Genomic DNA, 14,186 nt, shown 5'->3' on the forward strand with positions numbered 1-14,186 from the left:
GTTATTTAAAATTATCTCCTTTATTAACCTAAGCATCTGATACAGGGAATACATGATGACTTCTGATAAACACGCATGGGGATGATTTTCATATACTTTACCGCCTAACCTAAAAAGAGAGGTGTTGAAAGATATCGGTCACCATCGTCAGGAAAAAGAACCACTATGGTTTTGCCGGCATTTTCCACCCTTGAAGCCACAACAGATGCAGCCTTAAGAGCGGCTCCGGATGAAATACCTGCAAGAATACCCTCATTGCGTGCCAGCTGTTTACCGTATTCATATGCGTCCTCATTGGTAACGGTAATGATTTCATCATAAACCGCGGTATCAAGAGTGAACGGAATAAATCCCGGACCAATCCCCTGGATCTTATGAGACCCTGACTTCCCTTCAGTCAATACGGGAGAACCGGCAGGTTCGACGCCTATAATACGGATATCCGGATTTTTCTCCTTTAGGTATCTGCCCACTCCGGTAATGGTACCGCCGGTTCCGATTCCGGCGATGAATATATCCACCTTTCCGTCTGTATCATCCCAAATTTCTGGGCCGGTTGAATCATAATGAGCCTGAGGATTAGCCTGATTATTAAACTGTCCCGGGATAAAACTGCCGGGAATTTCTTTTGCGAGTTCTTCCGCTCTGGCTATTGCGCCGCGCATACCCTTGGCACCTTCGGTAAGTTCAAGTTCGGCACCGTAAGCCTTCAGCAGATTACGACGCTCCACGCTCATGGTATCAGGCATGGTAATGATCACCCTGTACCCTCTTGCCGCAGCAACATATGCAAGACCGACCCCCGTATTACCGGAAGTAGGTTCAATAATAACAGAGTCTTTGGTTAACAATCCTCTGTCCTCCGCATCCTGAATCATGGATACGGCAATTCTGTCCTTAACGCTGCCTGCCGGATTAAACAGTTCAAGCTTTGCCAGAATTTTTCCGTTAAATCCGATTTTTCCGGCCGTCGCCCCCAACTCAACCAAAGGAGTATGGCCTATTAAATCCGTAATTTTCCTGTATATTCTGCTCATTTTCTGTAATGGCTCCTTAAACATATCTTACCTATTTGTTTACTAGGTATTTAAACACCATATTTGAATACAGTCAAGCATGATTTCTCGCATTTTTAAATTACGGTCTAACGAAATCAAATAAGAATTTCTGTATTTTTCTCTTGTTAAGATGTCGATAAAGAATTATCATATACACGTTTCTTATATTTCCTATCTGTATAGTATGTTTTAAAATACATTACAGGCGTTATGTGACTTCTACAGGAAGCACACAGCACCGTCAGAGTCAGATATTGACGAACGGAAATATTCTGCAGGAAACAAAAGAATACTTATATAAATAAAACACATAACTTAACAAATGGAGAAACAGATATGCTTGGTAAGATAGCCAAACCTCTTTTATTAAGTGCATGCATTGCACTTAGTCTAGCCTCACCTGTAACGGCTTTCGCAGAACAGGAAAACCATGAACAGCTCGGTCATTCCGTAAAGGAACAGATACCTTTCGCTCTCGGATACCTGACAACTACCAGTCATCTGTTGGCATTTATTGCCAAGGAAGAAGGGTATTTTTCCGAAGAGGGGCTGGATGTTGAACTGATTCCTTTTGCAAGTGCGGGTGAACTTGCTACCGGACTTGAAGTCGGTAAGTTAAACGTTGCCCTCATCGGCTCTGTTCCGTCAATCACCTTCCAGAGCAATGGCCATGATTTGACCATTTTTGGCGGAGCGATGACAAACGGCCACGGCTACGTTATTAAGCCTGAATTTGTACCTGCTGATCGCGAACCTACTATAGAGGATCTCAAAGGCAGAAACGTTGCATCAGTTAAGAACAGTATTCAGGATCTTGAGCTTCTGATTCTTCTTAAAAAGCACAATCTGGAAATCGGTGAAGGGCCTGATAAAGTAAACATCGTTTACTTCAACAGCCAGAAGGATGCATTTGCCTCAATGCAGGGTAAGGAAATAGACGCAGTTTCATTCTTTCCTCCATTCTCATCCATTGCACAGGCCAATGGTTACAGGGTAATTTTCCACTGCAAGGACGTAGATGACTTTCACAATCAGCCATGCTGCAGACAGGTTGCCGAATCCTCAGCCATTGATGAAAGAAAGGATGATTACATTCACTTCGAAAGGGCTTTTATCAAGGCATACATTTTTTATAAGACGAATCATGAAAAGACAATTCAGGATGTGAAGAAATACGTGAATCTGGCACCGGAGACACTGGATTTTGAAATCTATGGCGGCTTCACAAGCAATCATCCGGATCCGGACAAGCAGGCTACAACGAAGCTCAAGAAGCAGGTTGTGGATGCCGGATATGCCAACGACTACGACATAGAAAAGCTCTACAACACATCCATATACGAGCAGGCTCTAGCCTCACTCATTAAGGAAAATCCTGATGATCCTATTCTTAAGGATCTGCAGGAACACTTTAATAAATTCCAGTAAGAGTCAGGCATCCCCTGCTCGAAATGAGGGCACGGACATCCCGAGATTTATTCATGACATCCGTGCCCCCGGAGAACAAAAGATGACAAACAACAATAAGAAAATAGAGATAAAAAACATCAGCCTGACATATAAAGGATCCGGAACAGTGTTTCAGGCACTTAAAGACGTATCACTTACCATAAACGACGGTGAATTCGTGAGCATTATAGGTTCTTCCGGCTGTGGAAAAAGTACACTGCTCAGCATTCTTGAAGGATTACGTACCCCTTCCGCAGGAGAAGTACTGATTGATGGTAAAAAGATCGAAGGCACCGGCAGGGATCGCGGAGTGGTCTTTCAGCAGTATGCCCTGTTTCCGTGGATGACTGCCGAAAAAAACATATCATTCGGCATAAAGCAGGTAAAACCTGAATTATCAAAGAAAGAAAGACTTGAACTTTCAAATCAGTTTCTGTCCAAAGTCGGTCTGGCAGGAGCAAGGGACAAATATCCGAGAGACCTTTCCGGAGGCATGCAGCAACGAGTGGCAATTGCCCGCGCACTCGCCATGGATACGGACATCCTTCTAATGGATGAACCTTTCGGAGCGGTTGACGCCAAAACCAGGGTAATTCTGCAGGAACTGCTGCTCCATCTGTGGGAAGGTGACGGCAACAGCCGCAAAAAAACTGTGGTATTCGTGACCCACGACATTGATGAGGCGATTCTTCTGTCTGACCGCATCATCATGATGAGGGCAAATCCGGGACGTGTCTATCAGGAAATTCCTGTCAATCTGGAACGTCCGCGTTCACGCTCTGAGCTTGTAAAAAGTCGCGAATACGCTGCCGTAAGAAATGAAATAATGTCCCTCTTCTTCGGAGACATAAAGGATCAGATTGATCAGGAGGCTGTTATCTGATGACCATAAAAGAACGTTTTTTAAGATATGCACATCTTCTGTTTATAATTTTCGTGCTGACGGAACTCTTTCTGCCTGACGGGACCAGAAGGGCTCCGCTGATAAATTATGCCATTGGTTTTGCATCCGTCATTGAAATCATGCTTTTGACCGTATCCGCCCTGTCCGGATGCAGAAAAAAAATTGTAATGTTTACCGACCTGGGAATAGTTATATTCACTGTTCTCCTCGTTTGGGAACTGATGACAACAAAGTTCAATCTGGTAAAACCAATACTGTTCCCGCCACTAGGCGTGCTGGTACATCAGTTTATCGAAGACATTCCGGAAATTGCCAACAACATAGTTTCCTCACTGGGTATCATTATTCAGGGATATGTACTCGGACTTATCGGCATACCTGTTGGCCTTTTCCTGGCAACGGATAAAAGAATTTCATCCATTTCAGGTCACATTGCGGGTTTTCTCGGGGCAATTCCGCCAATTGTATACATACCCTACGGCATTGCACTGCTCCCAACTTTCAGATCCGTTTCAGTGCTGGTTATTTTCCTTGCGACGTTCTGGCCTGTTCTCATGGGAACAATAAGCGGAGTAAACCATGTGGACAAGAGACTTCTGGACTCGGCAAAAGTACTTAACCTCAGCAGAACAAGCACCATTTTCCACGTCGTGCTTCCTGCATCGCTGACTCAGATCTTTGTAGGAGCCAATCTTGGCCTCTGCATATCGTTTATTCTTCTGACCTCTGCCGAAATGATTGGAGCGAGGGCTGGACTGGGATTCTACGTCAAGAATTACTCCGATCTTGGAGATTACACCAGAACAATAGTCGGCATTATAATAATCGGCGTTGTGGTTGTTGCATCTACCTGGGCCGTGAGCCTGATTCAGAAAAGACTGTTAAGATGGCAGTCATAGCATCTCACGCCTCTCTTTGAAAGGTGCTTTCATCAGAAAAAATGGAGCCGTCACGGGTGTATAAAACCGGTGACGGCTCCTTCTGTATTCTTTAGAAAATTGCGGTACATTCAGACGAATACCGCTGCCGGCATCCCCAAAACTTCAAAATTCCAGATAAAAAAATACTGTTCGGCAGATTAAAGTGTTTCGTTAAGCGCGATTATCCTGTTTCAGAGTGTTCAGAAACAGCGAAAAAACCCCGCTGGAATAAATATAATAACCGCAGAGTTCAAGTGATTCCTCAACGAATCTTTTGTAGATGTAGTATTCACTCCTTTCAGCCCCGGTAAAAGCCCAAAGCTGATTCATTCCCATAACACGGGAGAGTATCAGAACCATTAACATTCCGTAGAAAATGGCACCGAATCCGTCTGAGAAAATTATTTCCTTCATGGAATTAAGGGTTCTTCTCAATCCTGCCAGCCTCAGAGTCTTGTGAAAGGCAAAGATCACAATGCAGACAACGATAATCTTCCACAGGTGAACCGCAATGCTGTCAAAAAAGAAATCCAGTTCCCGTACCAGCATGCACAGAGTGAAGCAGCCGGCAAGAACAGCCACCTCCTTCAGCTTAGTGTTTTTTCTGGCGATAAGAAAAAACAGTGCGGCATCAGCCGCAAGCAGAAACTCCTGAAGAATTTCAGTAAGCGAATATTCCACAGAGCCAATTGCTCCTACCAGCCTGTAGTTGAGCAAGAAGGTAGACAGGCATACAAGCATGCCAAGCCCCGTAAGGATAAATCTGCCGAAAGTATCCAGCAGAACATGAGCGGATTCGGTATACGATGAATCCTGCATACTGTGTGAGTTCACACTGTTATTCACTGCAATGGTCATTTTCAGAAATAATTATAATTAGATATAAATATTATGATAAAACTAAAATCGTATATATATCATACAAAAGTGACATACACTACATAAATCACAATTTTGCGGGATTATATCACGATTAAATAATCTATGTAATTAAAATGTTATCATAAAGTTTACTAATCAGTATGAATAACGGAACCGTGTCCACACCCGAATTTATTGTTTTCTGATTCTCAACCGAACCTTTTTAGATAATGAATACGTGGAAGTGAGGTCATTGACCAATAACCATTTCAAATCAGGATCCTCAGACATACGGTATGCGGTTACGCAAAATCTGCACCGGATATGAACACCGTACCGTTTCCATGCATGTCTTCCTCAACTTGCACTTGTTTTGCCGCGCACGGTATTTGCAGGACAGTTACAGGGCTTTGGCCGCCACAAGTGAAAATAAAGAAAAACAGAAAAGAGTGATAATTAATTATTTAATGTTTTAATAATTTTTCCCTGACGGTTTTCAATCTGTCCAGAGCCTCAAGCAGTGTCTCGTCCCTCTTTGCAAAATGAAGACGTATGTAGTTCTTTACAGAACCGTTCTTAAAGAAACTGGAGCCGGGAACTGCGCCGACACCGACAACGGACGCCAAATCCTCACAGAATTTAAGATCATCGTCATAACCGAACTCAGAAATATCCACAAGAACATAATATGCTCCCTGAGGCACGGTATGCCGCAGACCAATCCTGTCAAGCCCGTTTACGAACAGTTCCCTCTTTCTGAGGTATTCGTTCTGAAGACTCTTGTAATATTCTTCTCCGAACTTTAGAGCGGTTACGGCTGCTTCCTGCAGCGGGGCTGCCGCTCCAACCGTCAGAAAGTCATGTACCTTGCGTGCGTAATCTATAATCCGCTTGGGAGCAATTATGTACCCAAGTCTCCATCCCGTAACGGAATATGTCTTTGAGAGAGAGCCGCATGATATGGTTCTGTCCCACATTCCCGGAAGTGAAGACATGTAGGTATGCACGTTAGGCGGGAACACTATGTGTTCATACACCTCATCAGTAATGACAAAAACATCGTACTTCACCGCTAAATCAGCGATGTACTGAAGCTCATCCCTTGTAAACACCTTACCGCACGGATTTGACGGATTACACAGTATCAGAGCCTTCGGTTTCAGCGCAAAGGCTCTCTCAAGTTCCTCCCTGTTAAATCCGAACTCAGGAGGGTTTAAATTTACAAAAACAGGCTCAGCACCTGAAAGGATGGCGTCGGCAGCATAATTCTCGTAAAAAGGAGAAAAAACGATTACCCTGTCACCCGGATTGGTTACCGTGAGCATTGCGGCCATCATGGCTTCAGTACTTCCTGAGGTAACCACGATTTCACCTTCCGGATCTATGTCGCGTCCTATCAGTTTGGATTGTTTTGCAGCCAGAGCTTCCCTGAAATTTCTGGCACCCCAGGTTATGGAATACTGGTGAAATCCCTCGTATGCCACCTGTGAAAGCCTGTCCATAAGTTCCTTCGGAGGATCAAAATCAGGGAACCCCTGTGACAGGTTAACGGCACCGTATTTCTGACAAATTCTTGTCATTCTTCGAATAACGGAATCCGTAAAGGTTCCGCATCTTGCGGAAAGCTCAGCCATTTGTCATATCTCCTAAATATTGTAGGTCAGGTTACGTTCGTCGATAATACGCTTAGATTTGTGTTCTGAGCGGGTGTTCAGACCTCCGTCTGGATGAACAACCACTGCATAAGGCTTAACACCGACTCTGGCCTTGATTGCGGTTGAAACTCTTGCAGCCAGTTCTTCATCAGTCTCATTATTGTCAGCGTTCTTTTCAACTTCAACGTTGTACTTGCAGGTTAAATCCTTCTCATAAATTCTGACGAGGTACTCACCGGTAATGCCCTTGATTCCGCGAATTACCGCTTCAATGTCACTAGGGAATACGTTAACCGCAGATACGATGAACATGTCGTCCTTACGGCCGAGGATGTGAATTCTGCCGTGTGTTCTGCCGCAAGAGCAAGGTGTCTGGTCAATTCGGCCGATGTCACCGGTTCTGAATCTTATCATCGGTCTGGCCTTCTTGCGCAATGTGGTGTAAACGAGTTCACCCACCTCGCCGTTAGGAATTACCTCACCGGTATGGATATCCACTGTTTCCACATAAATCTGGTCTTCTGCAATATGCAGACCGTCCTTGGCATCACACATTGCCGCACACGCACCGTAAATATCTGAAAGACCATAGAAATCGTAAACTTTAGCGCCCCACAAATCTTCAATTGCCTTTCTGGTAGTATCAATTGAACCGCCCATTTCACCGGCAACGATAATGGTTCTGATTGAAAGATCCTTCTTCGGATCTATGCCGTTCTTTTTGGCGGTTTCGCCAAGGTACCAGGCATATGAAGGGCTGGTCCATATAATGGTCGGCTGATAAGTCTTAAGTACAAAGAGAAGTCTTTCGCTCGGAAGGGTACCGCCCCAGATACATAACGCTCCGAGATTCTGGGCTCCGATTACGTCAGGACCGCCAACGTAGAGGGAGAAGTTAAGTGCATGAATGTAACGATCCTTTGGTCTCATTCCCACCTGCCAGAACCAGCGGCTTTCAGTATCCTGAAATTCATCAAAATCCTCCTGAGTAAAAGGACTTATGGTCGGAACACCTGTAGAACCTGATGAAGATGAAATAAAGACCACTTCTTCCTCAGGTACGCAGCAGAGTTCACCAAGAAATGAGCCTACACCCTGAGTTTCACGTTCGGTCTGCTTATTAATGAACGGAAACTTTGCCAAATCAGAAAGCTCATGAATATCATCTGGACTTACGCCTGCCGCATCAAAAGAACGTTTATAATACGGAGAATTTTCATAGGAAAACTTAACTATTTCCTTTAAACGTTCCAACTGAAGCTTTTCAAGTTCAGGACGAGGCATGGTTTCAATCTTCTCGTTCCAGTACTTTCTTTCTTCCTGTACTTTTGCCATAAATCAACTCCTCTCTAACTGTTTAGTATATCTGTTTATATGCAGCCATTTTTCATCTCTGGCTTTCTCAATCTTCTTAATAACTTCATCACTAAGATGAACAAATCTTTTCTGTCTTCTGACGTAATGATTCACATCAGTAAACGTCCCGGGGTGTTTCCCGTAATGGAACTCCCCGTCATAAAATTCAGCCTGTATCCACAGTCCTGTGCTGACTGCTTCCCTGGCCACTTCCACCATATCTTCAGTCTTCAGTCCCCATCCCAGAGGACAAGGAGAAAGAATGTGAATAAATCTGGTTCCACGGTATGATGAGGCTTTCTGTAACTTTCTCATAAAGTCCGGCAAATCACCGACCGTTGCGGTTGCGGCATACGAAATACCATGTGCCGCCACAATCTCAAAAAGGTTCTTCTTGTCACTTAGGCTTCCTATCGCACCGTCCACAGCAGGAGATGTTGTGGTTGCGGCACCGAAAGGCGTCAGTGAACTTTTCTGAATTCCCGTATTCATGTAGGCTTCATTGTCATAACATATGTAAAGCATGTTATCGTTACGATGAATCGCTCCTGAAAGAGCCTGTATACCGATATCGGCAGTTCCACCGTCACCGGCGAACCCTACCACCGTAACATCATCAATTCCCTGAGCCTTATATCCGGCCACAATTCCAGTCATCATTGACGCAGTACCGGCAAAGGTTGAAATAATGGAATTGCAGCCAAATGACAGCTGAGGAAAATTAAAGCCCACCGCAGACATACATCCTGCAGGAATTACCGCCACGCTCTTTTTACCGAGAACCTTAAGGGCTATTCTTACGGCAAGACTTCCGCCGCAACCCGGACAAGCCTTATGACCATAAAAAAGCTCATCATCGGACAGGGTTCTGACATTAATCGTTTTTGATCTCTCAGTCATCGTATTCCTCCCTGTTTATTCCCAAAAAATTAAGCCTGCGCCCGTCACTTTCCAGAGACTGAAATATATCCCTGATCTGTTCTCTGGATATGTCGGCTCCACCAAGTCCGCCGATGAAATTAGAAGTTCTTACTGACAGGCCTGCGACCTGCAGTGCGGAATTTACGTTGGTAAACACCGTTCCCTCATATCCGAAAGAAATATCCTTTTCGAGAACACCGACAGCTTTAACTCCCCGAAGGATTTCAGCTATTTCCGCATCTGGAAATGGTCTCATGTACCTTATTTTCAGGAGACCGGCCGCAACGCCATCCCGGCGAAGTTCATCAACCACACTGCGAACCAGACCTGACACGGAACCGATGGTAACGATTACGTATTCGGCATCATCACATCTGTAATTCTCCACAAGACCGGTATACTGTCTGCCAAAAACTTCCGCAAAACTCTTTTCGGCCTCGGCAATCACTTTTTTGGCCCTGTTCATGGCCTGGTGCTCTCTGAACTTAAATCTGAAGTTCTGTTCCGGACCTACCGAAAATGCCATGCTCTTCGGACTGTCAAAATCAAATCTGTTATCTGTAACGTACGATGGCAAAAATCTGTCAGCAAGCTCCTGATCCGGAATGTCCACAACCTCATACGTATGAGTCAGAACAAATCCGTCCATGTTTATCATAAAAGGTGTCAGGACACGGGAATCTTCCGCCACGCGGTAAGCAACAAGAGACATGTCCAGAGCCTCCTGTGCATTCTCAACATACAGCTGAATCCACCCCTGATCCAGAAGTCCCATTGAATCACGCTGATCACCATAAATGTTCCACGGAAGCGCAGTGGAACGATTGGCATTCATCATCACTACGGGAAACCTTCCACCGGCTGCATAGTGGAGACATTCAGCCATGTAGAGCAGTCCCTGTGACGAAGTGGCTGTAAATGTTCTTGCCCCTGTGGCAGAAGCTCCTATTGCACATGAAAGTGCAGAATGCTCTGATTCCACATGTACAAATTCTGCCGTAAGCTTTCCTGCCGAACACATGGAGGACAAATGTTCCACAACAGTGGTCTGAGGAGTTATCGGATAAGCACTTATTACATGCGGCCGTGCCAGTCTGATACCGTGTGCTAGCGCCTCATTCCCCGATATAAAGGTTCTCATTTACCATGTTTCTCCATTGTTATGGCGCCTTTGCGACAGAGCTTTGCACATATGCCGCACCCCTTACAGAAATCATAATCAATATCAATCTTCCCTGTATTCCCATCCCGGTACACACAACCTTCAGGACAGTACAGGTAACAGTTCAGACATCCGTTGCATCTGTTTCGATCACATACCGGAGTTTCAGTTCTCCACGAAGCATTAGTGACCGTCAGAAAACCGGCCTCATAAGCCGTAATTTCTGGAATTTCACCGACAGTCAGTTTTTTTCCCTGCCTTACGAAGGGAATGGTCCTGACTTTTTCATCATTTTTCCCTGACATAAGACTTCCCCCTGACAAAAGCTTCCTGAATTACCCTGATATTCCCCTCCTGAAGTTTTGGGTTTAATCCCGTTCTGACGGCAGTAACCAGTGAATCCAGTGATATTTCTCCGCTAAAACCGGCCCAAAATCCAAGAATGCCGGTATTCGCAATAGGCCGGCCGAGAATTTCAGCGGCAAGTCCGGAAGCATCAAAGGTGACGACTCTTTCATCCCTGATTTCTACGGGGCCGTCGGTATTGATTATCGCCACGCCGTGCTCCCTCAACTCACTCAGGGGATTCTCCCCAAGCAGGGAGTCATCCAGATACAGAAGATAATCAGCCTTTTTAATTTCGCTGCGATCACCCACACGTTCCGAATCTATTCTGTTAAAGGCTCTCACCGGAGCCCCTCTTCTTTCAGGGCCGAATGAAGGAAATGCCAGGGCATGGTACTCGGGACTTTCATTTATATAGGCGGTACCTAACAGTATTGAAGCGGTAAATGCTCCCTGACCTCCCCGTCCATGCCACAAAATCTCTTTCATTTCCGTTGTACCTATTATTTCCTATCGGTTTTATATGTTTTATTCACAAAAACAATTCTAAGTATTCCACTAGGGATTGTCAACATTCAATTAAATAAATTCTTAAAATAAAGCTTAAAAATAAAAAACACCCAACAAAAGAGAACATTTATATTGCTTTTGTCGTGTATTAAAAGATTGTTTCCATAAAATAATGACAGCCGTTCACATTTTAAGCTGAATTTTTCATTCCCAACCACGCAATCTCTCATTTATCCGTGTCATACGGGCAGCCCTGCACTCACACTCTCCACAATTATTACTAAAATTTATCAAAAGCCTACGGCAACTGCTTTATAATTAGCTTACGTTACCGACATGTAATCACCGGAGATACGGACATAACTCCATGAAGAAAACTTTGAACATAAAATCGGCTCTTATTCTGACCTTTATTACAGTCTGCGCACTGACCGCTTCAGCATGTACCTCAACACTGACGCCTCTTGAACAGCAGCAGCGCGAGCGCTATATATCAGAAAAAAAGGAATACTCCGTAAGTGGCAAGCTGGGAATTTTTGATGAAAAAATCAAAACCACTACTCTTTTAAACATCGACGTCAGCAAACCTGATTACACCATTTATATATCCGGGACCACCGGAACAACCCTGCTGAAAATCCGCAAAACGTCAGCAATAACCGAAATTACCGACGATAAGGGAAACATAAGATCAGGGAACAATGCCGATGAACTGGTGTACAGCCTCACGGGTTTGCACATTCCGTGCGACAGCCTTCCTGACATAATAACGGCAGTTCCAGGAAACAACCCGGCCGTCTACAGCGAAAAAGGGACAATTGAAAGCATCAGCTTCAGCGGTTTCAAAGTCGTCTACAGAAGCTTTACGGAAGTCAAAGGCATTCTGCTGCCTAAAAAAATAGATATACAGGGTGAGAATTTTCTTTTAAGGATCTCAGTTAACAAATGGAATATTTAACTTCTTGGCCGTCTCCGGCAAAAATCAATCTATTTCTCCACATCAATGGACGTCGTCCCGACGGCTACCATGAACTGCAGTCGATTTTTGTTCTCTTTGACAAGGGGGACACCATTGACATTTCTCCGCGAACCGATAACGTCATTAATATCACTCCGGATCTGGGATTTCCTGTTGAAAAAAACATTGTCTACAAGGCAGCCAAACTGCTGATGGAACACACGGGAAAGCAATTCGGTGCCGACATACACATTAATAAGAACATTCCGATGGGTGGAGGTCTTGGCGGAGGCTCCAGCAATGCCGCAACTGCCCTGGTGGCTCTCAATCTTATTTTCAGCCTCGGACTCGTTGAAGACGAACTGGCAGAATTAGGACGCAGGCTCGGAGCAGACGTTCCTGTTTTTGTCAGAGGCCGCTCGGCATTTGCCGAGGGGGTCGGAGAAATTCTGACTCCGGTTTCCGTTGAAGAAAAATACTACCTTATAGCCACCCCGACTGATACTGCCGTATCCACTGCGGAAATATTCAATCATCCGGAACTGCCGCGAAACACTCCAAAGCTCAGTCCCGCCGAAGTTTGCTTCAGTAACACACGCAATGACTGCGAAAAACTGGTTAAAAAATATTATCCAAAGGTTGCCAAAACGCTCTCATGGCTGTTACAATACGCCCCATCGAGGATGACAGGAACAGGAGCCTCCTGTTTTGCCTGTTTTGCAGATGAGAAAGCAGCTTTGGCGGCTTTCGAAAACATACCAAATGATATGAGAGGCTTTGTGGCAAAGGCTGTTAATGTTTCTCCATTAAAAGTCGCTGCTGACAAATACAGTCGTTCAAATCAGAAAATTTAAACCACAGAGGTTGATATCGTGCCAGATATGAAGATATTTGCAGGAAACGGTACCCCGGATCTTGCTCAAAAGATAGCAGAAAAATTATTCACCAAACTCGGCGACGCTAAAGTAGGTCGTTTCAGCGACGGTGAAATTTGTGTTCAGATTAACGAAAACGTACGTGGCGGTGATATTTTCATTATCCAGTCCACCTGTGCTCCAACCAACGATAACCTGATGGAACTTATCGTAATGATTGATGCAATGCGTCGTGCTTCTGCCGGTCGTATTACCGCAGTAGTTCCATACTTCGGTTATGCAAGACAGGATCGTCGTTTACGTTCTGCACGTGTACCTATCACCGCAAAGGTTGTTGCCGACCTGTTATCAAGTGTTGGTGTTGACCGCGTGCTTACCGTTGATCTTCATGCTGAACAGATTCAGGGCTTCTTTGACGTTCCTGTTGATAACTGTTTCGGCAGCCCTATTCTTATCGAAGACATGAAGAACCACAACTTCGAAAATCCTGTAGTTGTATCTCCGGATATCGGTGGCGTAGTTCGTGCACGTGCCATTGCAAAGCTCCTCGATGATACTGACATTGCAATTATTGACAAGCGTCGTCCACGTCCGAACGTATCTGAAGTTATGCACCTTATCGGTGACGTTGAAGGCCGTGACTGCATTATCGTTGACGACATGATCGATACCGGTGGCACCCTCTGCAAGGCTTCAGAAGCTCTCAAGAAGCGCGGTGCAAAGCGCGTATTCGCTTATGCAACCCACCCTGTACTGTCAGGTCCTGCATTAAAGAATATCGCCGAATCAACTCTTGATGAAGTAGTTGTTACCGACTCAATTCCTCTGACTGAAGAAATGAAGGCAACAGGCAAGGTTCGTGTTCTCACCCTGTCTCCAATGCTTGCTGAAGCGATTCGCCGTATTTCAAACGAAGAATCCATCTCTGCAATGTTTGAAGCCTAACAGAGTTTAACGGATCCGTTTTAACGGATTTCAAAACGGGAAGGTGGAGAAATTTTCTCCACCTTCCTTTTTTATACTTTCCATTTTTATACTTCAATTGTAAGCGTGTAAGCAACTAGGGTTATTCATTTTCCAAAAACAGCGCTTTAAGATGTCACCGTATTTTACGGAGATAATCTTATGACTAAAACACATCCAAGGCATCAGCAGTGGCTGAATCAGTATTATGAACAGCAGAGCAGCGGTCTGAGCACCACGCGGTGGACT

General features: G+C 44.8%; 14 protein-coding genes. 6 read left to right on the plus strand and 8 right to left on the minus strand.

The window, feature by feature from the left end; translation table 11 throughout:
* Window positions 1-104: 104 nt before the first annotated feature.
* On the minus strand, window positions 105-1,037 hold the full coding sequence (gene cysK / locus QZU58_RS07660) for a cysteine synthase A (RefSeq protein WP_294495912.1): 933 nt from the start codon (window positions 1,035-1,037) through the stop codon (window positions 105-107).
* Window positions 1,038-1,394: 357 nt separating this feature from the next.
* On the opposite strand from cysK, the gene QZU58_RS07665 reads away from it, so the two are divergent.
* From QZU58_RS07665 to QZU58_RS07675, 3 genes are all read left to right on the plus strand, one after another.
* Complete coding sequence (locus QZU58_RS07665) at window positions 1,395-2,486, plus strand: ABC transporter substrate-binding protein (protein ID WP_294495913.1); 1,092 nt, start codon at window positions 1,395-1,397, stop codon at window positions 2,484-2,486.
* 82 nt (window positions 2,487-2,568) lie between these two features.
* Window positions 2,569-3,390, plus strand: a complete 822-nt coding sequence (locus tag QZU58_RS07670) for an ABC transporter ATP-binding protein (protein ID WP_294495914.1) — start codon at window positions 2,569-2,571, stop codon at window positions 3,388-3,390.
* Window positions 3,390-4,310: an ABC transporter permease subunit gene (locus QZU58_RS07675; protein ID WP_294495915.1), complete on the plus strand. Its 921-nt coding sequence runs from the start codon at window positions 3,390-3,392 to the stop codon at window positions 4,308-4,310. Before QZU58_RS07670 ends, QZU58_RS07675 begins: the two co-directional genes overlap by 1 nt.
* Window positions 4,311-4,502: 192 nt before the next feature.
* Here the strand turns inward: QZU58_RS07675 and QZU58_RS07680 are convergent, their stop codons facing one another.
* From QZU58_RS07680 to QZU58_RS07710, 7 genes are all read right to left on the minus strand, one after another.
* Window positions 4,503-5,177, minus strand: a complete 675-nt coding sequence (locus QZU58_RS07680) for a hypothetical protein (protein ID WP_294495916.1) — start codon at window positions 5,175-5,177, stop codon at window positions 4,503-4,505.
* Window positions 5,178-5,656: 479 nt separating this feature from the next.
* Complete coding sequence (locus QZU58_RS07685) at window positions 5,657-6,826, minus strand: pyridoxal phosphate-dependent aminotransferase (RefSeq protein WP_294495917.1); 1,170 nt, start codon at window positions 6,824-6,826, stop codon at window positions 5,657-5,659.
* A 12-nt stretch (window positions 6,827-6,838) separates the two neighbouring features.
* Window positions 6,839-8,182, minus strand: a complete 1,344-nt coding sequence (locus QZU58_RS07690) for a phenylacetate--CoA ligase (protein ID WP_294495918.1) — start codon at window positions 8,180-8,182, stop codon at window positions 6,839-6,841.
* A 3-nt stretch (window positions 8,183-8,185) separates the two neighbouring features.
* Complete coding sequence (locus tag QZU58_RS07695; protein ID WP_294463407.1) at window positions 8,186-9,103, minus strand: thiamine pyrophosphate-dependent enzyme; 918 nt, start codon at window positions 9,101-9,103, stop codon at window positions 8,186-8,188.
* Window positions 9,096-10,265, minus strand: a complete 1,170-nt coding sequence (gene porA / locus QZU58_RS07700; protein WP_294495919.1) for a hypothetical protein — start codon at window positions 10,263-10,265, stop codon at window positions 9,096-9,098. The genes QZU58_RS07695 and porA overlap by 8 nt, the downstream gene beginning before the upstream one ends.
* On the minus strand, window positions 10,262-10,591 hold the full coding sequence (locus QZU58_RS07705) for a 4Fe-4S binding protein (RefSeq protein ID WP_294462892.1): 330 nt from the start codon (window positions 10,589-10,591) through the stop codon (window positions 10,262-10,264). The genes porA and QZU58_RS07705 overlap by 4 nt, the downstream gene beginning before the upstream one ends.
* Window positions 10,575-11,120, minus strand: a complete 546-nt coding sequence (locus tag QZU58_RS07710; protein WP_294495920.1) for a 2-oxoacid:acceptor oxidoreductase family protein — start codon at window positions 11,118-11,120, stop codon at window positions 10,575-10,577. The genes QZU58_RS07705 and QZU58_RS07710 overlap by 17 nt, the downstream gene beginning before the upstream one ends.
* A gap of 388 nt (window positions 11,121-11,508) precedes the next feature.
* Between QZU58_RS07710 and QZU58_RS07715 the strand changes: the two genes are divergently transcribed.
* From QZU58_RS07715 to QZU58_RS07725, 3 genes are read left to right on the plus strand one after another with little or no spacing between them, the layout of a single operon-like run.
* Window positions 11,509-12,099: an outer membrane lipoprotein LolB gene (locus QZU58_RS07715; protein WP_294495921.1), complete on the plus strand. Its 591-nt coding sequence runs from the start codon at window positions 11,509-11,511 to the stop codon at window positions 12,097-12,099.
* Entirely contained in the window at window positions 12,087-12,953 is an 867-nt protein-coding gene (gene ispE / locus QZU58_RS07720; RefSeq protein WP_294495922.1) for a 4-(cytidine 5'-diphospho)-2-C-methyl-D-erythritol kinase, read from the plus strand. Before QZU58_RS07715 ends, ispE begins: the two co-directional genes overlap by 13 nt.
* 18 nt (window positions 12,954-12,971) lie before the next feature.
* Window positions 12,972-13,919, plus strand: a complete 948-nt coding sequence (locus QZU58_RS07725) for a ribose-phosphate pyrophosphokinase (protein ID WP_294462897.1) — start codon at window positions 12,972-12,974, stop codon at window positions 13,917-13,919.
* The last annotated feature ends 267 nt before the right edge of the window (window positions 13,920-14,186 follow it).

Origin of the sequence: uncultured Ruminobacter sp. (genome assembly GCA_902764345.1) — a bacterium.
GTDB lineage: Bacteria > Pseudomonadota > Gammaproteobacteria > Enterobacterales > Succinivibrionaceae > Ruminobacter.